The sequence below is a fragment of the Bacillus timonensis genome (assembly GCF_004799755.1).
GTDB classification, from domain to species: Bacteria; Bacillota; Bacilli; order Bacillales; family Bacillaceae_L; genus Ferdinandcohnia; species Ferdinandcohnia timonensis_A.
In genome coordinates this window covers 20612-42841 of the sequence record NZ_SLUB01000032.1, presented here as the reverse complement: position 1 = coordinate 42841, position 22230 = coordinate 20612, and the positions used below count along the sequence as shown (strand labels likewise).

Here is a 22230-nt window from a genome sequence, read left to right as displayed (position 1 = left end):
AGGTGAAAGTGTGAAAATCGCAAAGGTATTATTTGTCCTAGGGGCAGTCGTTTTTCCAGTAGGTATTTATTTATCGTCGTATAGTACAGTAGGTGTGGTATTAGCCATTGTGGGCGGACTGACAGTTTTCTTAAGTACTCCAGCAATACAATCCTAGAAAAAGGAGTTGACGTAAATGGACTTCTTAAGTGTGAATGATTGGATACCACCGACTTAATCCGTATGCATCGCTCTTTTTTGGATTGTTGTTTACGATTGTGATTGGGGTGGCTGTTTGGATAGATACAAGGAAAATTAAAACACTTCTGATTGTGCTTTTTACCGGGAGTATCGTAACCATCGTCGGTGTGGTTATTTTGAAGGTTATTGGGTTTTACTGAGTGTATATGTTTTAGGAGACTGTCCTTGAGAGGGAGAGTCTTCGTTTGTTTGATGAGAGCATTTTGATGAATATGCCCGAGAATATCCAAAAGATGTGTAATAAAAGATGTATATGATATGACTATTTCCATAACTACCCACATGTCTGTTCTAAAAGAAGTATATTAAAAGACCTTAAACCAAAACTGCCACTAAAAAAAGGTATTCTTCCACATTTAAAGAAATAAATATTAGAAAATAAATTAAAGTGGGAGGATTCCATGGAGATAAATATAAGACCAGTAAGAAAAGGGGATGCTTCTCAACTTATCGAACATACCAAAATAGTCCTTACCGAGTCGACCTACCTGCTCACCACACCAGAGGAATTTACAACGACCGTTGAGGAAGAGGAAAAGTGGATAGAGGATCATAAAAAACCAGGAAATTTAATCATCGTAGCAGAAATCGAAGGTAAGATTATTGGAAATTTAAATTTTCAAACCTCGAAAAGGAAGCGACTCTCACATTTAGGGTACTTTGGAATTAGTATCCAAGAAGCGTACTGCAATCACGGCATTGGAACTAAACTGTTGGAATATTTGCTTGAGTGGGCACAGAAAGAGCCTGGACTTGAAAAAGTATGTCTTGAAGTATTCTCTCATAATAAAAGGGCCATCCACTTATATAAAAAATTTGGATTCATAGAAGAAGGCAGAAAAGTTAAGTTTGTAAAATTGAGCGATTCCCACTATGAAGATGAAATCATCATGTATAAATTTGTAAAATAAGCATCCATGTATGGTACGATAATAGAAATAGGCAATAGGAGGGTAAAAAATGGAGTTAACAGTATATTTAGCTGGACAAATACATGACAATTGGCGAGAAGAAATAAAGGACAAGGCAAAATCTCAAAATCTACCTTTAACATTTGTTGGTCCGCAAACAAACCATGACAAGTCAGATAACATCGGCGAACAAATTTTAGGTGAACAACCTGGAAACTTTTATAAAGATGATGCAGCATCAGACATTAATAATTTCAGAACACAGGTATTGATGCAAAAATCAGATGTGGTTATCGCGCTATTTGGGGAAAAATATAAACAATGGAATACAGCAATGGACGCCAGTGCTGCGATTACAATGAATAAACCCACAATCATTGTAAGACCAACCTCACTCATTCATCCGTTAAAGGAATTATCAAATAAAGCAAATGTAACTGTCGAAACGATTGATCAGGCTTTAGACGTGCTAAGTTATATTTTTGAATAGAAAAAAATGCAGCGGGCAAAATAGTCCGCTGCATTCTTTTTAACGATAATTTATAAATTGTACATCAATCGGTAAGTCCGCTTCACGAATTAAATTAATAATTTGTTGAAGATCATCTCTGCTTTTACCTGTCACACGAACTTGATCGTCCTGAACCTGACTTTTTACCTTAAGACCGCTATTTTTAATAATTGTATTTATTTTTTTCGCGTTCTCTTTGTCTATGCCTTGAATGAGTTTCGCGCGTTGACGCACAGTACCTCCAGATGCATTTTCGATTTTTCCATAATCAATATTACGCGTTGGAACCCCACGCTTAATCATTTTACTGATTAGGACATCCTTCAATTGTTCAAGCTTATACTCGTCATCAGATACGAGGACAAGTTCTTCCTTATCAAGCGAAATATCACTTTTGCTACCTTTGAAATCATATCGAGTTTGTATCTCTTTTTTTGCAATACTAATTGCATTCGTTACTTCTGGTAAATCCACCTTTGACACAATATCGAATGAGCTATCCTTTGCCATTGCCAACCTCCAAAAAAAGTATATTTGCCTTGATTATAGACAATCTTAGCAATTTGAACAACTTTTTCCAAAACTATACTAGTAAATTGTGGTCCCAAACGTCTATACTATGTAATGACAAAGAAAGTACAGAAGAAAGAGGTTTAATAAATGAACGCATTAGAACCAGGTACAGTAGTTACATTACGTGTTGATAGAGATGCCCCATTTGGCTATTTTTTAACAAACGGAGAAGAAGATGTTTTACTACATACAAATGAAATAATAGATGAGATTGACCCAGATGATGACGTAACGGTTTTTCTTTTTCAGGACCATCAAGGGAGATTAGCTGCATCCATGAAAATACCGACTGTTCAAATCGGTTCGTATGATTGGGTTGAAGTAGTTGAAATCAAACATGAACTTGGGGCTTTCGTTAATATCGGGATTAATAAGGATATTCTCGTCTCTAAGGACGATTTACATGAAGTATGGGACCTTTGGCCGGAGCCAGGAGACAAACTGTATGTAACCCTACGAACAGATAAAAATGGGAGACTCTTTGGAAAGCCTGCAACTGAAGATGTTATTCGTTCGATATCAAAGCCAGCAACAAGAAAGGATTTTAATAAGAATATAACAGGGACCGTTTATCGATTGTTAATGCTCGGGTCATTTATGATTTCAGAGGAAGGGTTTCTTGGCTTTATTCATGAAAGTCAACGGACAAGAGAGCCGAGAATGGGAGAAAAGGTACAAGGTCGCATTATTGATGTGAAGGAAGACGGTACTGTAAATGTATCCTTGCTTGGCAGAGGTCATGAAATCATGGGTGACGATGCGGATAAGATTTTTCAGTATATGGAAAGTCGTGGAGGAGCAATGCCATTTTGGGATAAAAGCAGTCCTGATGATATTTCAGCCAGATTCGATATGAGTAAAGCAGCTTTTAAACGTGCACTTGGTAAGCTTATGAAAGAAGGAAAAGTATATCAAGAAGAAGGCTGGACCTATTTCAAAAAAGAATAAGAACAGAAAACGCATCGGTTGTAATGACCGATGCGTTTTGCATTATAGATGATCTGTTTTCTTAGAATATTGATGCTTACCTGCCTGACGATTTTTTTCTCTCATCATATTTTTTTCATGGCGTAACGCATTGTTGTCTTGCGCTTTTTTATCATTATCACTCGTTTTTGCCATACATAACACTCCCTTCAATCCTTTCGAAATTAGGATATCCAGTCGTTTTTCAAACTATGTAAAATTAGCTATTAGGCTGTTCATTTAAAAAGAAAATGGAGATTGTTCCTGGTCCTGCATGTGAGCCAATCGCAGCACCAATCACATTGATATAAAATGATTTACACCCTAATTTTTCTTCAAATAGTTTTTGTAATTCATTTACTTCATTTTCTACATCGCCATGGCTGATCCCAATTGTTTGATTTGATAAATCTACGCCTCGTTCTTCCATGAGCTCAATAATTCGTTTAAACACTTTCTTTTTTCCCCGAATTTTTTCGAGAGGGACTAGCTTTCCATCTTCGACATTTAATAGAGGTTTAATGTTTAATAATCCTCCGACAAAGGCGGAAGCTTTACTGATTCGTCCCCCGCGAGCTAAATATTCAAGATCATCAACAGTAAAAAGATGTTCCATATGGGAACTATAGAAGTTGGCAAGGTTTATGACTTCTTCTTTTGAAGCCCCCTTGGCTGCTAATTCAGCAGCTGCTTTTACAACAAGACCTTGTCCGAGTGATGCACATTTTGTGTCAATAATTGTTAAATCAAGGTCTGGATATTCTTCTTTTACTTCCTCGCTCATCATTATCGCTGTTTGATAGGTTCCTGATAATTGAGATGAAAAGGCAATGTAGACTGCAGATTGCTTTTCTTTTGCAATTTCAGTAAATACCTCTTTAAAGCGGTGTGGCGGAACTTGAGATGTTTTTGGAGCACTTCCATTTCGCATCGCTTCAAAAACCTTTGTAGGTTCAATCGTCGCAATATCTTCATAATCTTGCCCATCTAGATGAACTCCTAAGGAGAATAAAGTTACATTGTTATCTTCAAAAAAATGAAGTGGTAGGTCACTACCGCTATCCGTAAGAATTTTCACTGTCAAAAGTCTCACCTTCTCTTTTCGTGGTCAAGTTTGAATTCAAACATGCCTACTGTAAGTTTATCGAGGATTGGATAAAATTACAACAAATGTGGGAAAATTTTGTATGACAACTCATTTGCACTTTGATTGAAAAATGTTGCTCCGGGAGGACTATTTAATGGTTTATAGAGAAATAAAGAAAGTATTCATTGTAATAGTGGGTGCATTGCTAAATGCAGCTGCCTTAAATCTATTTTTAATTCCAGCAGACGTTTACTCTTCTGGGTTTACAGGTGTTTCACAGCTATTGTTTAGAATTCTAGGTGATTACACCCCTTTGCATATTTCAACAGGGGTGATTTTACTCTTATTAAACATTCCAGTTGCGATTTTAGGCTGGAAAAAAGTAGGAAAAGGATTTACCCTGTATAGCTTTGTTTCGGTTGCTTTAACTACTTTGTTCTTATCAATAATACCACTTGAACGAATCTCCAATGATATTTTACTTAATGCTGTATTTGGTGCTGTTATTCAAGCAATTGGAATTGGATTAACCTTGAAATGGGGGGCGTCAACAGGAGGTCTAGATATCATTGCGCTTGTGTTATCAAAGTCAAAAGATAAGCCAATCGGTACTTATATTTTCACGTTAAACGGACTCATTATTATTACAGCAGGGTTCTTATTTGGTTGGGAAAAAGCCTTATATACCTTAGTTGCTTTATATGTGCTAACAAGGGTAATTGATACGGTCCATACGAGTCATGTAAAAGTGTCGGCGTTAATTGTCACGAAAAAAGCAGAGGAATTGAAAAAAGCGATCCATTCCAAATTAGTAAGAGGAATTACGGTGATTCCAGCAAAAGGAGCGTTTTCGAGCGAACCAAAGGATATGCTGATGATTGTTTTAACTAGATATGAATTATATGACCTGGAGCGTATTATTAAAGAAGTTGATCCCCATGCCTTTACTAATATTGTACAAACTGTTGGCGTCTATGGATTATTTCGCAAAGAGTAGTAACCTTTTTAAAGGATCTTTCGACATATTAGATAAAGGGGTGACAAGTATGAGAAAAAGACTTCTAGTAGTTTTACTATTTGTAATGAGTTTATTTATCATATCAGGATGTGGTACCGCAGAAAAAGAAGAGGCTCTTCCAGTCAATGCTGGCGACGGTGAAAAAGTAGAAACTGAAACACCACCAGAACAAGAGGGTGAAGAACCTGGAGGTGATGAGAACGTGGTTGAAAAACTTCAAACAAACCTTTCCATTCAATCAGAGAAAGACGAAGCAACTTTTAAGATTTCATTAAAAAACACGAGCGACCATTCCGTGAAAGTGACGATTCCGAGTGGTCAAAAATATGAAATTGTTGTGACGGATACAAATGGAAAAGAAGTTTACCGCTATTCGATCGATAAAATGTTTATTCAAATGATTGAAGAGATGGAATTAAAACCAGGTGAAGAAAAAGTTTGGGAAGAACCATGGGATTATACATCAAACGATGGAACTAGACTTGCTCCTGGAGAATACAAAGCAACTATTCTTCTAACTGTTTCAAAAGTAAATGGACAAAAACTTGAAGCAAATGCATTACAGGCAGAACAAAGTGTGACAATCCCTGAGGAAGGGAATACAGCATTCCGCAATGTTCAAGTACTTGGAGAAAATGGAGAATACACAGTAACTGGAGAAGTCCGTGTGTTTGAAGCAACATTCTTCTATGCTGTTGAAGATGGGCATGATTATGTGGTTCCTGAAACGGTGCAAATGGCATCGGAAGGTGCACCATCATGGGCGCCCTTTGAAATCAAACTTTCAATTTCAAAGGATAAACTACCTGTAAATGGAGCATTGATCCTTCACTTGTATGAAAGAAGTGCAAAAGATGGCTCTATCACAAACCTATATCATGCAAAACTTCAACAGTTCCAATAAAAAGGGGAAGGGTCAGACGATGTGTCTGACCCATTTTTTGAATTAGGACTTATTGAATTTGGTCTAATTCATTTTGTAATTCGCGGAGTTGTTCTTTCTCGGCTGTTGTAGAGTTAGCATAAGCAGAAGAAAGTGCATTTTTTGCAACTGAAATCGCATTCTGTAAGGAAGTATCACTTTGACCCGTGCTTGCTAATTTTGCAACTTCTACAGTTTCACGAGCCTTCTGGAATAAACGGTTACCCATTTTAGATTCCTCCAAGTGATGAATTTTCGACATTTTGCTTTTTCTTTTCTTCTGCTTCAGCTAGAGTTGAACGGTAAGGAAAGCGCTGAGCATGTTGTTGGACAGCATCTGCACCTTGATGAACAAATCGTTTTGATTTATTACTACCCATCCGTAAATTCCCCCTTTAACAGCTTTAAAAGAAGTGCGCTTTAGATGCGCTAATCATATTGTTTGAAATTTCGAAGAGGAATATATAAGGTAATTATTTCTGAATGTTTTAGGGAAAAGGGAAAGTTTTTTGGAATTTGGTCATATAAAAAAAGAACCGGATCATCATACCGGTTCCTAACTTACTTTTCTAATTTGAGAACTTCCTCTAAATAAAGAGCAATTCCGTCCTCTTCATTCGTCATTGTCACATGGTTTGCAATATTTTTTAACTCATCAATACCATTTCCCATGGCAATCCCATGACCTGCATATTCAATCATTTCCAAATCATTATCTTCATCACCAAAGGCAATAATTCGGTCTTTCGGGATTTGAAAATAATTAGCTACCTTTTGAATACCAACCGCTTTATTTAGACCTGATTTAACAATTTCAATGACATGCCAAGGTGCAGCCCATTTACGGTGGTCGACCACTTCTGCATGCATTTCAGAAAGATACTCTCGGATTTTATCTGCAATTTCTTCGTCAGGATGTATTAACAGTGAAGTGGGGTCGTGCTTTAGAATTTTCCGTAAATCGCCTGTTTCGATATTCGGTTTGCCCATACCGAAAATATCCAACATCGTATCATCGTGATAATGAAAATATACGTCATCAATCACTTCTGCTAGGATATTCTTCACTCGGAACCTATCGGCAACCTCTACAATTTCCTTTACTGTTTTTAATTCAAGTGTGTCGTGATAGACACCCCAACTTTGATCAAGAGGGTGATGGACAAAAGCTCCGTTGAAGTTAACAATTGGCGTTGTAAGACCTAGTTCTTGATAGTACATGGAGCTCGAACGGAATGGTCTTCCTGTCGCAATCATAACCTGATGACCGGCCTTTTTTGCTTTTACGATAGCCTCTTTTGTTCTTTCGGATATCGTTTTATCATCTTTTAGTAACGTACCATCTAAGTCTAGTGCAATTAAATGTTGTTTTGTCATAAATATCTCCTCTGCTCTCTTTCTTCTACTTAAACAGATATTAAAAAAATCGTCAATTGAAAAAGCTAAACTTTTTAGGTTCACTACCAATTAGTGGTACACTAGAAGATGTCTCAAAGTTTCTATAAAAGGAGTACATAAAGAATGGTTATTGTTGAAAAGACTAAAATAGCACATATTCCGGCATTACATATTGTACAAAATCAATTAAAAAACGAAAAAGCTCCGCTCATTCTGTTTGTTCACGGATTTGGCAGTGCAAAGGAACATAATTTACACTATGCATATCTTTATGCGGAAGAAGGATTCCGTGTGGTTTTACCAGAAGCAGAATACCATGGTGAAAGAGACAAAGGACTTGAAGAACTTGAAATGAATTTTAAATTCTGGGATATTGTCATCAATGAGATCAAGGAACTTCAAGGGATTAAGGATGAATTAGTCGGAAAAGGCCTAGTTGATGAGACAAGAATTGGTGTTGCGGGAACTTCAATGGGAGGAATCGTGACGCTTGGAGCATTGACCCAATATCCGTGGATTAAGACTGCAGTTAGCCTCATGGGGAGCCCGTATTATGAAGAATTCTGTCGTGGGCAAATTGAAGAATTGAAGCGACATGACATTGAACTTCCTTTTACAGATGCGGAATTAGAAGAAAAATATAGTGAATTAAAGAAATATGATTTAAGCTTGCAACCAGAAAAATTAAATGGAAGACCCTTGTTTTTCTGGCATGGTGAAAAAGACAAAATGGTACCATTCAAATATACGTATGAATTTTACCAAGAAATTAAACCCCTATATAAAGGGAAAGCGGAAGACCTATCCTTTATTGCTGATACACGTGCCGATCACAAAGTCACCAGAGAAGGTCTTCTCGCATCAGTCGAATGGTTTAAAAAACATTTATAAAATAGAAGAACGTGTCGAGGTTTAATCGACACGTTCTTTTTTATCAACTTATCTAATTCCTAATGCAATTTTTGCGTAACGGCTCATCATGTCTTTGTTCCAAGGTGGATTCCAAACGATGTTCACATCCACGTCCTTGACTTCAGGTAATTCAGTGAGGACACGTTTAACGTCCATTGCAATTGTTCCAGCAAGTGGGCAACCCATTGATGTAAGAGTCATTGTAACTTGTGCTACGTCTGCGTCATTCATATCCACATCATAAACAAGTCCTAAGTTTACAATGTCAATTCCTAGTTCAGGGTCCACAACCTGTTCAAGTGCCCCCATTATGTTTTCTTTTAAAGCTTCATCCATTTGTTAACTCTCCTTTCGAGAAATAGCTTATTTAAAGTATAACGAAACAAACGCATAATGTGAAATTGAACGACTTCCTAACCACGTAATTGCTTCATAGCAGCTTCTGACATGCGTTCAGGTGACCAAGCAGGATGCCAAACCATTAATACCTCGACATCATTTATCTCTTCAAGATAAGCAACTGCATGCTTTACACCGCTTGTAATACTGTCATGAAGCGGACAGCCAGGTGTAGTTAGTGTCATTTCAATATAGACATTGTTATTTTCTTTTATATCAATCTTATATATAAGTCCTAAATCGACAACATTAATATTTAATTCTGGATCAATGACTTGTTTTAACTGTTCGATTATTTGATCTCTTAATTCCATCATTTTTCTCCCCTTTATTTAAAAAGTACCTTCATAATGCTATAACTGAAAAATAAAGTTGAAGCAAGTACTAGGCTTTGGCCGATCGAGAAAATAAGCAATTGCCCAAACGCTATCGATAAAACGACGATGAGACAACCAGCAACAAAGCCAGAAAAAATCGGGATAGCCAATTTTTCATCAATCATTTGTTTCAAAGTTGGTACATCCCTTTTTCCAATAAGTTTACTGTACCTGTGTGTCCACCAAAGAAAAGGAATAATTTTATATAAATAGCCAAGAATGCTGTTTGCAATCCACAATAAAAGGTAAAGAAAAATAAGAACACCATACATGTCATAATACTCTGGGAGGAATGAAAGGATCATTCCGAAAAAGTGAATCACGAAGCCAAAACCTATTGCAACTAATGAAAATGTAAATGGTTTATCTAGCTTTTTCTTTAATCGCACTTTGATAATCGTTAAAATGTGGTATGAAAAAAGAGCGAATCCAGCGAACAGTATGCTCATACCTGTCTGTAATAATATGTTTTTCTCAGTTATAAAGCTGCTAATCGTAACAATAAGACCCATTCCATACATGATATAGACCCATCTCGCAGGTTTCATCGAAAAGCCATGTGCTAAAGAAAACATGGGAACCATTTTATAAGAAAAACCAAAAATTAAAAAAGTAAACCATCCTGCAATTCCAAGTAAAATATGACTTTTTAATACCGCAAGATGATTTAGATTTGAGATTCCAGCTCCAAGATTGACGATTAACAGAATTCCAAGTGTGATTGTGAGTAGTAAGCATACAAGCGCACTACCAACAAAAACGGTTAGAATATTCTTCTTGGCTTGCTTATTTATCGTCATAAACATTTGGACGAGAAACAGTACTATACCAGTAACAGCAAGTGATCCAGTAAAAATAGACAAAGTGGGTGAGAAGGAAAGGGTTATTCCAAAACCACCAAAACCTATAGCTGTTATCCAAAATTGAACAAACCCAAATTTTTCACTCCATATTGGCGTTAAAAAGGCTACTGGGACAAGCTGGTACATGGCTCCCATCGCAACCATTAAGGCCCATCCTAAAATCAATAAATGGGCAGCGGATAGGAGAGGAAACGTTCGAAAACTCCCATCAATGACCACATGTCCATTAAATAACAGGATTACCTGGGAGGCGACTAAGGCCACAATACTAAAGATAATAAAGGAAAGCGGCAGCCTTATATCTGTTTCATTCGATAATTGAGGCATCATTGGCAAGCAGCTCCTTATTTCGTAATCTCAATTTGAAAGCCGCCATCGGGATGTGGTTCCGTCGTATGTTTGTAGCCCAATTCATCTAGCTGTTCATACAAGAACATTGGTCGGCGATCATTGATAATTGTTAAAGTGTCGCCTTTATTTAATTTTTCGAGTGCTTTCAATGTCCTCATCATCGGAGTAGGAGGCTCAAGGCCTCGATTATCTAACTGCATTACTTGTCACCTCTTTTTGTAAAGGTAACCTTCCAATGTTTTTTATCAATTTGCTCTGCTTCATTTGAAAATCCTTTTGCTTTTAATATTGGAAATAAAGGAGTCGGTTTAAAAGGTGCGTGTAAAATAAAGATATCTCCATCCTGTAAAGGTTTAACCGCCTCGATAATCTTTTGAAAAGGCTCAATTTTATTTTTAAGATCTTCTCTAACATCAACTTCGACAACTTTGGAATCCATACTTGATTTCCCCCTTATATAACGTTTATAAGTTAATGATAATCATTTTCAATAAAAATCGATGTGACCTGAATCACAAGTAATAAAATATTTAATGAAATCAAAGGAATAAGAACACTATATCTAAGGTCTAAAAGATCTCATCATGCAGCTTCATGTGATCCAGCAGGTAATATCCATCAGGACTCACGTCTACGATATGCTTCTTCTTTAAAACTGAAATGGTTCGGCTTACAGATTCACGTGTTGTACCAATCATGTTGGCAAGCTCACGATTTGTAAATTGAGTAGTAAGCTTAAAGCGATTGTCGATCTTTTCTCCATTGCTTCTGCATAAACGAAGTAACAGCATAATAATTTGTTCTTGTGTATTTAATAGAATTTGTTCCTCAAGTCGCTTTTGAAGGTCAATGATTTTTTCACCTAAAACTTTAAAAATTTTAATGCATAGCTCGGGGTTTTTTATCAATATTTCTTCAAATCGATCAATGGGGGTGAAAATAATGTTTGATTCCTCGATTACTTCAGCATGCGCTGGATACCCGCCTTTTCGAAAAAAACCAGCATGTGGAAACATTTCCCCTGCTTCAAGCACAGATACGATTTGTTCCTTCCCGTGCATATCAGATTTATAAATTTTTACCTTTCCGGATTGAATGAAAAACACACGATCAAGGGGATCGTCTTGCATGAAAATAAACATTTTTTGTTTATATAAACGTGACTGTGAAATTTCAACAATTGGATCGAGTTCTTCCGAGGTTAATTCTCGGAACAAGGGAACTCCTTTCAATTGTTCACGAATGGATGGTAGCCCCATCTTGCTGCTCACTCCTTATTTGATTTACATTACCTAAGGCAACTCTTTATTAAGTGTAGCAATCCTCGTTTTTAAGACTGTGATTTACATCATAGGTAGTGAACAACAAAATCAATGTTCAAAAAATAGACACAAAAAAAGCTAGGAGAATTTCTCCTAACTTAGTCATCTTGGTTTTCTTCGGCACAATCAAAGCAAAGTATGCCTTTTTTATCCTCTAAAACAACCCCATTAATAAATCCATCTAAACAATAAATTTCTTTTTCACAATCCTTACATGTACCAACAAATTCTTTCATCTTTTCACCCCGTTTATTCGTATAGACCCACATTTCATGAGGTATGACAAGATGTTTACGTGGCAGTTTAAGATTCTTTATCATTATCTCATATTTTTCTAGACATATGATTAAAAACATATGTACATAGTGATAAGATTCACTACAATTACTGGAAAGACTCGATACAATGAACCCATAAAACAAAAGGAGGAATGTAAAAATGGTATTTGCAGCGAAAGTAAATGCACCAGATTACGCACCGAAGGATAAGCACCCAACAATTTTTAGCACATTTGATAGTTTACAGTCGGGTGAAATCATGGAGCTTACAAATGACCATGATCCACGACCACTCCAATATCAATTTATGATGGAACGGGGTAATGAATTCACTTGGGAATACCTTGAACAAGGCCCGGATGTATGGCGAGTTGCAATCGGTAAAAAATAAACAATCTAAGGTTTCGAAATCTACTATAAAAGATGTAGGCAATGTCCATTTACGACGCAGCCTACATTTTTTTTGAATGAAAAAGTTTTATTTGGAAGACTGTTCCGTTCGTGCTACTATGATGAAAAAGGTAAAAGGAAGTTTCTACATGAACAAATCAAAAATCACAGGTATCCTTTTAGCTGGTGGAGAGTCAAGGAGATTTGGGAGCCCTAAAGCGTTTGCTAAATTGCATCATAAATTCTTTTATGAATATGCAGTTGAGGCGTTGAAAGGGAATGTAAGAAAGCTCGTTATTGTAAGTCATCCTGCATTAGTAGAGCAATTCCAAAACCAAACGTCAGTTGAAGTGATTCAGGATTTACCTGAATATAAAGGAAACGGACCGCTTGCTGGTATGTTCACAGCTATGCAAAAAGAACCGTCAGATTGGTATGTAGTCTTACCTTGTGACACCCCTTTTGTGACTGATGAACTTGTGAAGCAACTAATCACTTATACAAATGACCAAAATATTGATGCTATCGTTCCGGTTATCAATGATCGACAACAGCCCTTAATCGCTGTTTACCATGGTAGGGTTGCAATGAGAATTGAGGAACTGCTAAACGTTCAACAGTTTAAAATGAGCCATTTATTAGACGCTTGCAGCGTTAAATTCGTAACCAATCAAGAACTCCACTTACAAGGCATGGAGTTTGAAAATATTAATGACAAAACTGAATATCAAAAACTACTGTAACAGCCAATTTAATTCCATTGTAAATTGGCTTTCTTTTTTAAATTTCACTTTGCACACTCATAATATTCAGAAAAATGCGATAAAATAATAATGAAACAAAATGTTTTGTAAAGGAGGGATTACGTTTGAGAGTAGGCTTAATTTTAGGGATAGTATCATCTGGACTTCTACTACTCATTGGTTTGTCTACTCATCAATTTGAAACATATTCAGTGATTTCTGGGACACTTGGGATCATTTGTTTTTTACTTGCAGGAATCGTGTCTGATTCCTTTATTAGTGGAGATCGGGCTAGAGCGAACTACTATACCGAAAGCAGACAAGATCGTAAAAAAAGAATCCGGTACTCTTATCTGTTTTTCCTCTTGGGAGCTCCCAATTTACTTGTAGCCATAGTTTTAACCCTCAATTACATGTAACATGTCTTCAAATAATATTTCTTCAATTCACTATTCATATAGTTTTGATGTCTAGCGCAAGCAGCCTAGCCCCTCGAGGTCATAAGCCAATCCGTCAAGAAGGATAAAAGGCATCCTTCTCGCCGGCTTTTCTTATGCTTGTCGGACTTGCACAGGACAAGGAAGGCTTCGACAGCATAAACATCGCACGAAGAAAATGCACCGCATTTTCGAGGATGTGCTGACGTCTACGTTTGCCACAGGACGTGGCAGTAGTTAGTAGACGTTCCATAGCAATGCGCTTGCGCTTTTCCTAATTTGTGAACATTTTCAAACACCTCCTTAACCTGTGATGTACCTCACATAATTCACTTTTTTATAGTGTTAAAATGTGGACATTAAAAGGAGGTTTGCCTCATGTTTGAAAGAGACTATAACCAAGACCCATTTATTGTTATCTGGGAGCTTACAAGAGCTTGCCAATTAAAATGCTTACATTGTCGTGCAGAAGCACAATATACGAGAGACCCTCGGGAACTTTCCTTTGTAGAGGGTAAAAAGTTAATCGACCAAATATATGAGATGAATAATCCAATGCTTGTGTTCACAGGCGGGGATCCATTAATGCGTCCTGATGTTTATGACATTGCTGATTATGCTATTAAAAAAGGTGTCCGTGTTTCAATGACACCAAGCGCAACACCAAATGTGACAAAGGAAGCTATCCAAAAGGCAAAAGAAGTAGGTTTAGCACGTTGGGCTTTTAGTTTAGATGGACCAAATGCAGAGATTCATGACCATTTCCGGGGAACGAAGGGTTCATTTGATTTAACAATGAGAGCCATCAAATATTTACACGAACTCGAAATACCAATTCAAATCAACACAGTTATCTCAAGATATAATGTCCATGCTTTAGATGAAATGGCAAAATTAGTTGAGGAACTTGATTGTGTGTTATGGAGCGTCTTTTTCCTTGTACCTACAGGTCGTGGTAAGGATACCGATATGATTTCTCCAGTTGAACATGAAAAAGTTTTCCGTTGGTTATACGATTTAAGTAAACGTGTTAAATTTGATATTAAGACAACAGCAGCGCAGCATTATCGTCGGGTTGTCATTCAATCAAAACTGCGTGAGACGAAGGATACGGATAAACAAATTCGCTATGAGGATGCCCTTATGAAGGGGAGAACTGGTCAAATTGATGGACTTGGAAGAGCGCCTCAAGGTGTAAACGATGGGAATGGGTTTGTCTTTATTTCTCACATTGGAGATGTGTATCCAAGTGGATTACTACCTGTAAAAGCAGGAAATGTGCGTGAGACACCACTAGCTGAAATTTATCGTGAATCCCCAATATTTAAAGATTTGCGTAATCCGGATAAGTATAAAGGAAAATGTGGGGTATGTGAATTCAGACATGTTTGTGGTGGATCACGTTCTCGTGCATATGCGATGACAGGAGATTACATGGAGAGTGAACCATTCTGTGTATACATCCCAGAAGCGCTTCGAAAAAAAGAAAAAACACTTCAATAAAAGTAAAGGTTCGGCAAATAGGAGCAGGCAGACAAAAGTCAATCCTTCCAAAGTGATTGGCTTTTATCCTTGAGGGAATTATCGCTTGTCCTGGAACAAATAAAGACCCATGGGATTCCATGGGTCTTTGTAGCTTATTCAATGCTACAATATTTTGCTGGACAATCCTCACATTGGATTTCCTTTTTAATATATACCAAATCGTGAATCGTAATATAGCCTTTTGTGACAGAAATAACACCTAGAGAACGCAATTCATGTAACATCCGGTTTACACTTTCTCTTGTAGTTGCACAGAAATTAGCAAGCTCCTGATTGGTTAAGTGCAAGTCTATTAAGATACCATTATCTGTGTGAACACCATAACTATTGGTCATTCGAACTAAGGTTGAGTATAAGGCACCTTTTTTACCTAATAAAACAAGATCTCGAAACTTCGTTTGTGTTTTTCGAAAATGGTCACTCATCCATTTCATAAATTCAAATGCAAGATTCGTATTTTCAAAAAGTTTTCGTTCTAAGTCATCTTTTTGAATAACGGCAATTTCGCTATCCTCTAAAAGTAAACAATCAAATAAATATTTCGGTTGGTCGGTGAATAATGTCAACTCACCAACAATTTCATTTTGGCTACAAACTCGTAGGGATAATTCGCTTCCATCAGATGTTCCTTTACTAACTCTTACACGCCCAGAAAGAATGAGGTAAAGTTCGGAAGCTTTCATACCTTCTCGAAATAAATACGTTCCTTTTGCCATTTTAATGACTTGATTAGCTGATTTCATAAGTTCTGTTAAGTCATTGGAAATTTTTGTTTTTTGTAATGTTAATTGACTCATAGGTACCACCTTCCTAAGCAGGAATGCTATACTTCGTTCTAATAAGATAATATAATGTTAGGTATTCATGAGGTGTATAATAAATCACACTTATTGTAAAAATGCTTCAAAATGCTTGAAAAATAAGGGTTTATCAATTATGAACAATTTTTAACAATTGAGGTATGATTCATGGAACAGTTATTTTGGTCACCTATTAAACTTTCAATATCCATTGCGATTACTGCAGGCTGCATTGTCTTATTGCTTGGGTTGTTAACAGGAAAATGGATGGCGAATAGGAAATTTAAAGGAAAACTCATAATTGAAACGTTATTAATGCTACCTCTTGTTCTTCCTCCATCAGTAGTAGGTTTTTTATTAATTGTGATATTTGGAAGAAATAGTTTCGTTGGCACATTTATTGAAAAAATAACGGGCCAACCAATCATGTTCACTTGGTGGGCAGCAGTTATTGCTTCTACTGTTGTGGCGTTTCCACTTATGTATCAATCCGTGAAAACCGGCTTTCAATCCGTGAGTCCCGATATTGAGGATGCTGCCAGGACGGACGGGGCAGATGAATTTCGAATATTCCTTTATGTTTCCATTCCATTATCAATTAAAGCAATTGTAACGGGTTTTATCTTAAGTTTTACCCGTGCCTTAGGTGAATTTGGCGCAACCCTCATGTTTGCTGGAAATATTCCTGGTAAAACCCAAACATTGCCAACTGCCATCTATGTTGCTATTGATAGCGGGAACATGGAACTAGCTTGGTTATGGGTCGTAACGACTATCTTCATTTCCTTTCTTATGCTTGCGTCAACCTATTTAATTAAATAAAACAATGAAAAGATGCATTCTTGACAAGAATGTGTCTTTTTTCGTTTTCTGCCCATTTTGTGACAAACTTAACAGATTTATGGTTGAACAATATGTGAGAATCATGCTGAAAAGAGAATTTAGGAGGGGGTCCTTTTGTACCAAACAGCAGCTTGGTATCTTTCTATTATTTTAATGACCTTAATTACCGTTATTTTTATTACCGTTGTCTTAAAAACAAATAGACGAAGAGAGTATGAATCAATTCAGAAAAAATGGTACCGCTTTAGAACGATTTATTTCATTGCTTTACTTGTTGTGTTTGGAACTGCAACGTATTTTACACTTCAAGATCTGCCATTTGAAAGACCCGTGTATGGACAAGCAGAAAATCCAGTTGTTGTGGATGTAGAGGCTATTCAATTCGGCTGGAATATGAGCCAAACTGAATTCAAAGTGGGGGAACCAATCGAATTCGATATCACGAGCACAGATGTTAACCATGGCTTTGGTATCTATGACAAAGACATGAATTTATTAGCCCAAACCCAGGCAATGCCAGAGTATACAAACACTGTATACTACACATTTACAGAGCCTGGTACGTATCAAATTTTATGTATGGAATACTGTGGACTTAGTCACCATCTCATGATTGGTGAAATTGTCGTAACAAATTAAGGGGGGGCTAACAATGTCTACTAATATTGCAATGGAAGGAACAAATCAATCCCGAAACAAAACAATTGCTATGTACCTTTTAGCAGGTGGATTAATCATTTTATCAATGATGGTATTTGGGGTTTTGATGCTTCTTGCACAAGGGAAAATGATTGATGTCGACCCTGGATTTTTTTATGAAATCATGACTGTCCATGGAACAGGTATGGTTGGTGCCGCTGCATTAGCTGCAGCTGCTGTGATGTGGTACTTCCTTAGTAAATATGTTCAATTAAGCAAAACCATTCTGATTACGAATTTCGTAACATTTATCATCGGAGTCGTCATGGTGTTAGTAGGAATATTCGTGTTTGACTTTGCGGGAGCTTGGACATTCTTATATCCCCTACCATCTATCTCTGCAGGTGGATGGGCTGTAGCGGGAGCAGCTTTATATTTAGGCGGAATGCTTATACTTGGTGTTGGATTTTTATTATTGAATTTAGATGTTGCTAGAGCGATTATTAAACAATATGGAAGCTTAGGCGGAGGGTTAGGCTGGTCAATCGTATTTGGAAAGGAAAAAGGCTATGGTCCTCCAGCAGCTGTCGTTGCTAGTACAATGGTTTCAATTGTAAACACCACTGCATTAATTGCGGGAGCAACAGTACTAGTTATGAACCTGATCCATCTGTTTATTCCAACGATTACAATTGACCCAATGCTTGCAAAAAATCTAACATATGCGTTTGGTCACATCTTTGCAAACTCGATTATTTACATGGGTGTTATTGCTGTGTATGAGATATTAGCAATCTATACGAATCGACCATGGAAAGCAAATCGTCCATTTTTAATTGCGTGGAACTTTTCAACATTATTTACGATTACGATTTATTCTCACCACTTGTTAATGGACTTTGCAATGCCAAAGTGGATGATTATTATCGGTCAGGTCCTTTCATATGCAAACGGATTACCTGTATTAGTTGTCACAGCATATGGTGCGTTAATGATTGTATATCGTTCAGGTATTAAATGGGACATTGCATCATCATTTATGTTTCTATCGATGTTTGGTTGGGTAATTGGTGTCGTACCTGCAATTGTCGATGCAACGATTGTTGTAAACCATGTTATGCATAACACAAAATGGGTACCTGGTCATTTCCATATGTATATGGGATTAGGTGCGACAGCTATGTTATTTGGATTTATGTATTATTTAGCAAAAGTGAATGGAAAAGAGAAGGAAACTTCGATTGATACGATTAGTTTTTGGGTTTATACGATGTTCTTTATTGGATTATGTGGATCGTTCCTATTCTCCGGAAAAGTAGGAGCGCCAAGAAGATGGGCGGAACATGTCCCTGAATGGATTCCATATGACCGTATGGGAGTCATTTTTGGTATCTTTATCGTCCTTGCTGTCTTGACATTTGTAATTCGTTTTTGGAATTTTTCAAGATTAATTGATTATAAGTTTCAAGAAAAAGTAGGAAATGATCGCCATGTTGCGTAAAAGTGTTGGCATTCTATTTGCACTAGTAGCAGGAATCACTATGCTATGGATTGGTACAGATGGATTACAGGCTTTTACAGCAGAGAAAGCAAGAATTATTAAATTAGAAAGGGAGCAGCCAAAGCTCCCTTCTGCTACATTAATCGACTCCAATTCGAAAGAATTTCACTTAAATGAATTGAAGGGGAAGTACACACTTTTTACCTTTATGTATACAAGTTGTGGGGATGTATGTCCGGTTTTGGAACGAAATTTTGCTGAAATCTATGAAAATATTCCAAAAGATGTAATTGGAAAAGAAGTTGTTCTTGTAAGTATAAGCTTTGATCCAGAGAATGATTCTCCAACAGTTCTAAAATCTTATTCAGACCATTTTGGTGCAGACGGAGACCAGTGGAAAATGGCAACGATTCAGAATGAACAAGAATTACAAGATGTTTTAGATACACTTGGAGTAATCGTTATACCGAATGAATATGGAGGGTATGAGCATAATTCTGCATTTTATGTTGTCAACCCAGAGGGAAAATTAACAAATATCTTTGATTATCAGACACCACAAACTGTTGTGGAATACTTAGATACTTTTCTATTTTAGAGGTGAAATATGGACCGTTTACGTTATTTATGGATTGGACTACTTTTACTTCTATTCATTTCTTTCCCATATGTAAGGGGGTATTTTGAAGAGAGCATGGTTGGAACAATGCTCATTCAATACCCATTATTGGTAGGGGGTGGTTACTTTCTTGCAAAAGGGTTTCCTAGGAAATGGAGAAACTTTTTCCTTTACTACAATGAAAATGGGATTGCAGGGATGATCATTACAATATGTGTTATCGGTTTTTGGATTTTACCTAGATCAATCGATGCTGCATTGAATGAACCAGTAATGGAGATTGCAAAATATAGTAGTTTATCATTTGTTGCAGGGAGTTTATTGTATTATAGCTGGCAGTTGCTCGGACCTATTAGTAAAGGATTTATTTGGGCAAATCTCATATCTATGATTTTTGTGATGAGTTGGCTTTACACAGTGTCTCCAGCACGCCTATGTAATAATTACTTGCTTACAGCCCAACAGCAGCTTGGAAAATCCATGTTTATTCTAGGAATGGTAATTTGTCTATTAATCATGGTACGAGTTTTTATTGGGAAGCCTGTTGCTCTAAAAGTTAAAAAGAGAAATCAGCCTCTCATTCAATTAAAATCAACTAGATCAGATTCTTCTTCTACTATTCCAACCTTTAAATAAAGATAAAAAACCGCGATTATCCGATGGATAACGCGGTTTTTATCTGTTTGTAAGAATTAATTCCCTGCTGCTGCTCTTGGGAATAGGATATTATTTTCTAAATGAATATGCTGGAATAGGTCAGCCTCAAGTGCTTCAAGACGTTGGTAGACTAAACGATATGTGCCACATGCACCAATTGGTGGTTGGAAGTCGTTTGTAATGTCTCGGATTTCTTTAATAATGGTTCCAGCCTCGTCATGTTCTCCTTCTAATTCTGCTACATGTTTTTTCACTAGTTCATGATTTTCAGTAGTTGGCTCGTTTTCAAATTTGACAATAAGAGGGAATGACTCGGCTTCCTCCTTAATTGTATGCTGTTCAAGCTCAACCTTTAATTGATTAAACAGTGAGTGCACTCTTGCAAGATGTGGATGATTTCCGCCATGTACTCTTAAAACCTTTGTTACATATGGGCTAAGTTGCGGAAGCTCTTCATTTAAATAACGATGATGTTTATTTACAATATGGTCAATTAATTCAGAATAGCTTGCAGCCTTCCAATCCACTGTTTTTTCATTTAATTCCTTCATTTCTTGATAAAGTGTATTCAATTTTGACAAAACCTCATCTTTGGAGAGGCTTCTTTCTTCTATAGCATCTATTAGTGGACGGTTACCACCACAGCAAAAATCAATTCGAAGTTTTTTGAAAAGGTCCCCTGCTTTCGGAAACTCAGTTACAATTTCTCCAATGATATGTTGTTCTGTAAAAGTTTGTTCCATGACTTTACCTCCTATTTAGTAAACTACTTATAGGATAGCTGTTAAGCAGGAGGAATGTGGTGATGCGTATCACACATTTGTAGAAAATCGTCATAAAATCGCTTATAAGTGATGTGCGTCACAGGTTAAAAGGACGTAAGTTTGGTACCATAAAGCCAAATACAGATTGCTGCAGGGAGATGTCTTAACGATGTTTAATCGTAAACAATATATTGCAAATCTTGAAAAGGAAAATAAGCAACTAAAACAGGATATGAATGTGTTGATAGAGGAAAGAGAACTTCAGAGAGAAAATACATCATTGTTTTTTAAAAATTTTTACGAGGAACTTGTTGCAACGATTGAACAACACGAGCATGTAAATGGTCAGCATCATGTTCTTGGAGAGTTAGTAGGCAAGATAAAATCTAAATTCGACCGAGTGGACGAGCTTAGTCTCCTATCCTATCATAACTCTGCTAAATTATATGAAAATGGTCAAACCTTACTTTTAGCTGCTGAAGATATGGTAGCAAAATCAAGTGAGGGGAAAAACCAAGTATTAGAAGTTGAATCCATTATGAAAGAATTGGGTTCCCAATTAAATGATACATCTGAAAAAATGAACCATTTAAATAATCGTTCAAGAGAAATTGAAAATATCGTACAAGTCATAAAAGAAATCGCTGACCAGACGAATTTATTAGCATTAAATGCATCGATTGAAGCGGCGAGGGCAGGAGAGCAAGGAAAGGGATTTTCGGTCGTTGCAGCAGAGGTAAGGAAACTTGCAGAGAGCACGGCTTCTAGCACAGAACATATTAGTGCTCTTACAAAGGCAATCCAAAAAGAAATTGATCAATCCTTACAGTCAACAACGAATAGTACAAACCTTGTTCATTCAGGGGTTGATGCAAGTATATATACAACTGAAAAATTCAATTATATTTTGTCCGTCATTCAGTCTGTCCAAAAAGAGGTACACTCTGTCTTAGATACGATTCAAGAGCAAAAAGTGTATTCACAAGATGTTATGCAAGAAATTTCGACTACAAAAGAGTTATTTGATAATGCGAACGATTTAATCACTCAACATATTACAGACGCCAAAGTCGTCGACGATAAACTTGAAGAAGGAATCGTTCAGCTTAATGAAATGACAGCAAGAAAGTAGTGGTTTTTTCTAATTTATACTACAATAGGAAA

The 22230-nt window shown here is 36.8% G+C and carries 32 protein-coding genes; 17 read left to right on the top strand and 15 right to left on the bottom strand.

All coding sequences use genetic code 11. The annotated features are described in order from the left end of the window. The first annotated feature begins 10 nt into the window (after positions 1-10). The 3 genes from E1I69_RS24450 to E1I69_RS15955 all read left to right on the top strand — a co-directional run bounded on the left by E1I69_RS24450 (position 11) and on the right by E1I69_RS15955 (position 1641). Positions 11-157: a hypothetical protein gene (locus E1I69_RS24450; RefSeq protein ID WP_154670416.1), complete on the top strand. Its 147-nt coding sequence runs from the start codon at positions 11-13 to the stop codon at positions 155-157. 484 nt (positions 158-641) lie between these two features. Then, positions 642-1151: a GNAT family N-acetyltransferase gene (locus tag E1I69_RS15960; protein ID WP_136380560.1), complete on the top strand. Its 510-nt coding sequence runs from the start codon at positions 642-644 to the stop codon at positions 1149-1151. Positions 1152-1200: 49 nt separating this feature from the next. Beyond that, positions 1201-1641 (top strand): YtoQ family protein, encoded by a 441-nt coding sequence (locus tag E1I69_RS15955; protein ID WP_136380559.1) that lies wholly within the window; start codon positions 1201-1203, stop codon positions 1639-1641. A 39-nt stretch (positions 1642-1680) separates the two neighbouring features. Here the strand turns inward: E1I69_RS15955 and E1I69_RS15950 are convergent, their stop codons facing one another. Then, on the bottom strand, positions 1681-2172 hold the full coding sequence (locus tag E1I69_RS15950) for a YajQ family cyclic di-GMP-binding protein (RefSeq protein WP_136380558.1): 492 nt from the start codon (positions 2170-2172) through the stop codon (positions 1681-1683). 150 nt (positions 2173-2322) lie between these two features. Here E1I69_RS15950 and E1I69_RS15945 point away from each other — a divergent pair, with 150 nt between their 5' ends. Continuing rightward, positions 2323-3183, top strand: a complete 861-nt coding sequence (locus E1I69_RS15945; RefSeq protein WP_136380557.1) for a CvfB family protein — start codon at positions 2323-2325, stop codon at positions 3181-3183. A 42-nt stretch (positions 3184-3225) separates the two neighbouring features. Here E1I69_RS15945 and E1I69_RS15940 read toward each other — a convergent pair whose 3' ends face one another. Continuing rightward, the gene (locus E1I69_RS15940; protein ID WP_136380556.1) at positions 3226-3357 is read right to left on the bottom strand and encodes a DUF3941 domain-containing protein; all 132 of its coding nucleotides are present in this window, start codon (positions 3355-3357) and stop codon (positions 3226-3228) included. A 64-nt stretch (positions 3358-3421) separates the two neighbouring features. After that, positions 3422-4285 carry a DegV family protein gene (locus E1I69_RS15935; RefSeq protein ID WP_136380555.1) on the bottom strand — a complete coding sequence of 288 codons (864 nt, stop codon included), beginning with the start codon at positions 4283-4285 and terminating at the stop codon, positions 3422-3424. 157 nt (positions 4286-4442) lie between these two features. Here E1I69_RS15935 and E1I69_RS15930 point away from each other — a divergent pair, with 157 nt between their 5' ends. Continuing rightward, the gene (locus E1I69_RS15930; RefSeq protein ID WP_136380554.1) at positions 4443-5285 is read left to right on the top strand and encodes a YitT family protein; all 843 of its coding nucleotides are present in this window, start codon (positions 4443-4445) and stop codon (positions 5283-5285) included. A 49-nt stretch (positions 5286-5334) separates the two neighbouring features. After that, positions 5335-6210 (top strand): BsuPI-related putative proteinase inhibitor, encoded by an 876-nt coding sequence (locus tag E1I69_RS15925; protein WP_161974916.1) that lies wholly within the window; start codon positions 5335-5337, stop codon positions 6208-6210. A gap of 49 nt (positions 6211-6259) precedes the next feature. On the opposite strand, the gene E1I69_RS15920 is transcribed toward E1I69_RS15925, so the two are convergent. From E1I69_RS15920 to E1I69_RS15910, 3 genes are all read right to left on the bottom strand, one after another. Next, complete coding sequence (locus E1I69_RS15920) at positions 6260-6457, bottom strand: DUF3813 domain-containing protein (RefSeq protein ID WP_136380552.1); 198 nt, start codon at positions 6455-6457, stop codon at positions 6260-6262. Position 6458: 1 nt separating this feature from the next. Beyond that, positions 6459-6608, bottom strand: a complete 150-nt coding sequence (locus E1I69_RS15915) for a competence protein (RefSeq protein ID WP_136380551.1) — start codon at positions 6606-6608, stop codon at positions 6459-6461. A 181-nt stretch (positions 6609-6789) separates the two neighbouring features. Further along, the gene (locus tag E1I69_RS15910; RefSeq protein ID WP_136380550.1) at positions 6790-7605 is read right to left on the bottom strand and encodes a Cof-type HAD-IIB family hydrolase; all 816 of its coding nucleotides are present in this window, start codon (positions 7603-7605) and stop codon (positions 6790-6792) included. Between the two features lie 144 nt (positions 7606-7749). Here E1I69_RS15910 and E1I69_RS15905 point away from each other — a divergent pair, with 144 nt between their 5' ends. Continuing rightward, complete coding sequence (locus E1I69_RS15905) at positions 7750-8517, top strand: prolyl oligopeptidase family serine peptidase (protein ID WP_136380549.1); 768 nt, start codon at positions 7750-7752, stop codon at positions 8515-8517. Positions 8518-8565: 48 nt separating this feature from the next. On the opposite strand, the gene E1I69_RS15900 is transcribed toward E1I69_RS15905, so the two are convergent. The 7 genes from E1I69_RS15900 to E1I69_RS24730 all read right to left on the bottom strand — a co-directional run bounded on the left by E1I69_RS15900 (position 8566) and on the right by E1I69_RS24730 (position 12086). Further along, positions 8566-8874 (bottom strand): metal-sulfur cluster assembly factor, encoded by a 309-nt coding sequence (locus E1I69_RS15900; protein WP_136380548.1) that lies wholly within the window; start codon positions 8872-8874, stop codon positions 8566-8568. A gap of 77 nt (positions 8875-8951) precedes the next feature. Further along, the gene (locus E1I69_RS15895) at positions 8952-9251 is read right to left on the bottom strand and encodes a metal-sulfur cluster assembly factor (protein ID WP_136380547.1); all 300 of its coding nucleotides are present in this window, start codon (positions 9249-9251) and stop codon (positions 8952-8954) included. 14 nt (positions 9252-9265) lie between these two features. Then, positions 9266-10507 carry a hypothetical protein gene (locus E1I69_RS15890; RefSeq protein ID WP_136380546.1) on the bottom strand — a complete coding sequence of 414 codons (1242 nt, stop codon included), beginning with the start codon at positions 10505-10507 and terminating at the stop codon, positions 9266-9268. A 14-nt stretch (positions 10508-10521) separates the two neighbouring features. Next, positions 10522-10728, bottom strand: a complete 207-nt coding sequence (locus E1I69_RS15885; protein WP_116351166.1) for a DUF2249 domain-containing protein — start codon at positions 10726-10728, stop codon at positions 10522-10524. Continuing rightward, the gene (locus E1I69_RS15880; RefSeq protein ID WP_136380545.1) at positions 10728-10967 is read right to left on the bottom strand and encodes a DUF2249 domain-containing protein; all 240 of its coding nucleotides are present in this window, start codon (positions 10965-10967) and stop codon (positions 10728-10730) included. Before E1I69_RS15880 ends, E1I69_RS15885 begins: the two co-directional genes overlap by 1 nt. Before the next feature lie 130 nt (positions 10968-11097). Further along, entirely contained in the window at positions 11098-11787 is a 690-nt protein-coding gene (locus tag E1I69_RS15875; RefSeq protein WP_136380544.1) for a Crp/Fnr family transcriptional regulator, read from the bottom strand. 161 nt (positions 11788-11948) lie between these two features. Then, positions 11949-12086 carry a hypothetical protein gene (locus E1I69_RS24730; RefSeq protein ID WP_165439166.1) on the bottom strand — a complete coding sequence of 46 codons (138 nt, stop codon included), beginning with the start codon at positions 12084-12086 and terminating at the stop codon, positions 11949-11951. Between the two features lie 202 nt (positions 12087-12288). Between E1I69_RS24730 and E1I69_RS15870 the strand changes: the two genes are divergently transcribed. The 4 genes from E1I69_RS15870 to E1I69_RS15855 all read left to right on the top strand — a co-directional run bounded on the left by E1I69_RS15870 (position 12289) and on the right by E1I69_RS15855 (position 15201). Continuing rightward, positions 12289-12519 carry a DUF2249 domain-containing protein gene (locus tag E1I69_RS15870; RefSeq protein WP_136380543.1) on the top strand — a complete coding sequence of 77 codons (231 nt, stop codon included), beginning with the start codon at positions 12289-12291 and terminating at the stop codon, positions 12517-12519. A gap of 148 nt (positions 12520-12667) precedes the next feature. Further along, positions 12668-13261, top strand: a complete 594-nt coding sequence (locus tag E1I69_RS15865) for a molybdenum cofactor guanylyltransferase (RefSeq protein ID WP_161974915.1) — start codon at positions 12668-12670, stop codon at positions 13259-13261. A 125-nt stretch (positions 13262-13386) separates the two neighbouring features. Next, positions 13387-13680, top strand: a complete 294-nt coding sequence (locus E1I69_RS15860; protein ID WP_136380541.1) for a DUF5316 domain-containing protein — start codon at positions 13387-13389, stop codon at positions 13678-13680. A 396-nt stretch (positions 13681-14076) separates the two neighbouring features. Next, positions 14077-15201 (top strand): TIGR04053 family radical SAM/SPASM domain-containing protein, encoded by a 1125-nt coding sequence (locus E1I69_RS15855; RefSeq protein WP_136380540.1) that lies wholly within the window; start codon positions 14077-14079, stop codon positions 15199-15201. Positions 15202-15335: 134 nt separating this feature from the next. Here E1I69_RS15855 and E1I69_RS15850 read toward each other — a convergent pair whose 3' ends face one another. Continuing rightward, a complete protein-coding gene (locus E1I69_RS15850; RefSeq protein WP_136380539.1) occupies positions 15336-16040 on the bottom strand; it encodes a Crp/Fnr family transcriptional regulator in 705 nt (234 codons plus the stop codon). A gap of 171 nt (positions 16041-16211) precedes the next feature. Between E1I69_RS15850 and modB the strand changes: the two genes are divergently transcribed. The 5 genes from modB (at position 16212) to E1I69_RS15825 (ending at position 20281) form a co-directional block, all read left to right on the top strand. Continuing rightward, positions 16212-16865, top strand: a complete 654-nt coding sequence (modB, locus tag E1I69_RS15845; RefSeq protein ID WP_136380538.1) for a molybdate ABC transporter permease subunit — start codon at positions 16212-16214, stop codon at positions 16863-16865. 135 nt (positions 16866-17000) lie between these two features. Next, the gene (locus E1I69_RS15840; protein WP_136380537.1) at positions 17001-17525 is read left to right on the top strand and encodes a cytochrome C oxidase subunit II; all 525 of its coding nucleotides are present in this window, start codon (positions 17001-17003) and stop codon (positions 17523-17525) included. 13 nt (positions 17526-17538) lie between these two features. Further along, entirely contained in the window at positions 17539-19026 is a 1488-nt protein-coding gene (locus tag E1I69_RS15835; protein ID WP_136380536.1) for a cbb3-type cytochrome c oxidase subunit I, read from the top strand. Continuing rightward, complete coding sequence (locus E1I69_RS15830; protein WP_136380535.1) at positions 19016-19624, top strand: SCO family protein; 609 nt, start codon at positions 19016-19018, stop codon at positions 19622-19624. The genes E1I69_RS15835 and E1I69_RS15830 overlap by 11 nt, the downstream gene beginning before the upstream one ends. A gap of 9 nt (positions 19625-19633) precedes the next feature. Further along, complete coding sequence (locus E1I69_RS15825) at positions 19634-20281, top strand: hypothetical protein (RefSeq protein WP_136380534.1); 648 nt, start codon at positions 19634-19636, stop codon at positions 20279-20281. Positions 20282-20337: 56 nt separating this feature from the next. On the opposite strand, the gene ric is transcribed toward E1I69_RS15825, so the two are convergent. Next, on the bottom strand, positions 20338-21045 hold the full coding sequence (gene ric / locus E1I69_RS15820) for an iron-sulfur cluster repair di-iron protein (RefSeq protein WP_136380533.1): 708 nt from the start codon (positions 21043-21045) through the stop codon (positions 20338-20340). Positions 21046-21235: 190 nt separating this feature from the next. On the opposite strand from ric, the gene E1I69_RS25285 reads away from it, so the two are divergent. After that, on the top strand, positions 21236-22198 hold the full coding sequence (locus E1I69_RS25285) for a methyl-accepting chemotaxis protein (RefSeq protein ID WP_136380532.1): 963 nt from the start codon (positions 21236-21238) through the stop codon (positions 22196-22198). Positions 22199-22230: the final 32 nt, after the last annotated feature.

Bases quoted from the DNA above. Each gene is read 5' to 3' on its own strand.
- E1I69_RS15895 (WP_136380547.1), bottom strand. From the start codon at position 9,251: ATGGAATTAAGAGATCAAATAATCGAACAGTTAAAACAAGTCATTGAT.
- ric (WP_136380533.1), bottom strand. From the start codon at position 21,045: ATGGAACAAACTTTTACAGAACAACATATCATTGGAGAAATTGTAACT.
- E1I69_RS25285 (WP_136380532.1), top strand. From the start codon at position 21,236: ATGTTTAATCGTAAACAATATATTGCAAATCTTGAAAAGGAAAATAAG.
- E1I69_RS15885 (WP_116351166.1), bottom strand. From the start codon at position 10,728: ATGCAGTTAGATAATCGAGGCCTTGAGCCTCCTACTCCGATGATGAGG.
- E1I69_RS15900 (WP_136380548.1), bottom strand. From the start codon at position 8,874: ATGGATGAAGCTTTAAAAGAAAACATAATGGGGGCACTTGAACAGGTT.
- E1I69_RS15955 (WP_136380559.1), top strand. From the start codon at position 1,201: ATGGAGTTAACAGTATATTTAGCTGGACAAATACATGACAATTGGCGA.
- E1I69_RS15940 (WP_136380556.1), bottom strand. From the start codon at position 3,357: ATGGCAAAAACGAGTGATAATGATAAAAAAGCGCAAGACAACAATGCG.
- E1I69_RS15945 (WP_136380557.1), top strand. From the start codon at position 2,323: ATGAACGCATTAGAACCAGGTACAGTAGTTACATTACGTGTTGATAGA.
- E1I69_RS15960 (WP_136380560.1), top strand. From the start codon at position 642: ATGGAGATAAATATAAGACCAGTAAGAAAAGGGGATGCTTCTCAACTT.
- E1I69_RS15835 (WP_136380536.1), top strand. From the start codon at position 17,539: ATGTCTACTAATATTGCAATGGAAGGAACAAATCAATCCCGAAACAAA.
- E1I69_RS15925 (WP_161974916.1), top strand. From the start codon at position 5,335: ATGAGAAAAAGACTTCTAGTAGTTTTACTATTTGTAATGAGTTTATTT.
- E1I69_RS24730 (WP_165439166.1), bottom strand. From the start codon at position 12,086: ATGAAAGAATTTGTTGGTACATGTAAGGATTGTGAAAAAGAAATTTAT.
- E1I69_RS15875 (WP_136380544.1), bottom strand. From the start codon at position 11,787: ATGGGGCTACCATCCATTCGTGAACAATTGAAAGGAGTTCCCTTGTTC.
- E1I69_RS15915 (WP_136380551.1), bottom strand. From the start codon at position 6,608: ATGGGTAGTAATAAATCAAAACGATTTGTTCATCAAGGTGCAGATGCT.
- E1I69_RS15830 (WP_136380535.1), top strand. From the start codon at position 19,016: ATGTTGCGTAAAAGTGTTGGCATTCTATTTGCACTAGTAGCAGGAATC.
- E1I69_RS15825 (WP_136380534.1), top strand. From the start codon at position 19,634: ATGGACCGTTTACGTTATTTATGGATTGGACTACTTTTACTTCTATTC.
- E1I69_RS15850 (WP_136380539.1), bottom strand. From the start codon at position 16,040: ATGAGTCAATTAACATTACAAAAAACAAAAATTTCCAATGACTTAACA.
- E1I69_RS15865 (WP_161974915.1), top strand. From the start codon at position 12,668: ATGAACAAATCAAAAATCACAGGTATCCTTTTAGCTGGTGGAGAGTCA.
- E1I69_RS15950 (WP_136380558.1), bottom strand. From the start codon at position 2,172: ATGGCAAAGGATAGCTCATTCGATATTGTGTCAAAGGTGGATTTACCA.
- E1I69_RS15890 (WP_136380546.1), bottom strand. From the start codon at position 10,507: ATGATGCCTCAATTATCGAATGAAACAGATATAAGGCTGCCGCTTTCC.
- E1I69_RS15930 (WP_136380554.1), top strand. From the start codon at position 4,443: ATGGTTTATAGAGAAATAAAGAAAGTATTCATTGTAATAGTGGGTGCA.
- E1I69_RS15880 (WP_136380545.1), bottom strand. From the start codon at position 10,967: ATGGATTCCAAAGTTGTCGAAGTTGATGTTAGAGAAGATCTTAAAAAT.
- E1I69_RS15870 (WP_136380543.1), top strand. From the start codon at position 12,289: ATGGTATTTGCAGCGAAAGTAAATGCACCAGATTACGCACCGAAGGAT.
- E1I69_RS15855 (WP_136380540.1), top strand. From the start codon at position 14,077: ATGTTTGAAAGAGACTATAACCAAGACCCATTTATTGTTATCTGGGAG.
- E1I69_RS15920 (WP_136380552.1), bottom strand. From the start codon at position 6,457: ATGGGTAACCGTTTATTCCAGAAGGCTCGTGAAACTGTAGAAGTTGCA.
- E1I69_RS15905 (WP_136380549.1), top strand. From the start codon at position 7,750: ATGGTTATTGTTGAAAAGACTAAAATAGCACATATTCCGGCATTACAT.
- modB (WP_136380538.1), top strand. From the start codon at position 16,212: ATGGAACAGTTATTTTGGTCACCTATTAAACTTTCAATATCCATTGCG.
- E1I69_RS15910 (WP_136380550.1), bottom strand. From the start codon at position 7,605: ATGACAAAACAACATTTAATTGCACTAGACTTAGATGGTACGTTACTA.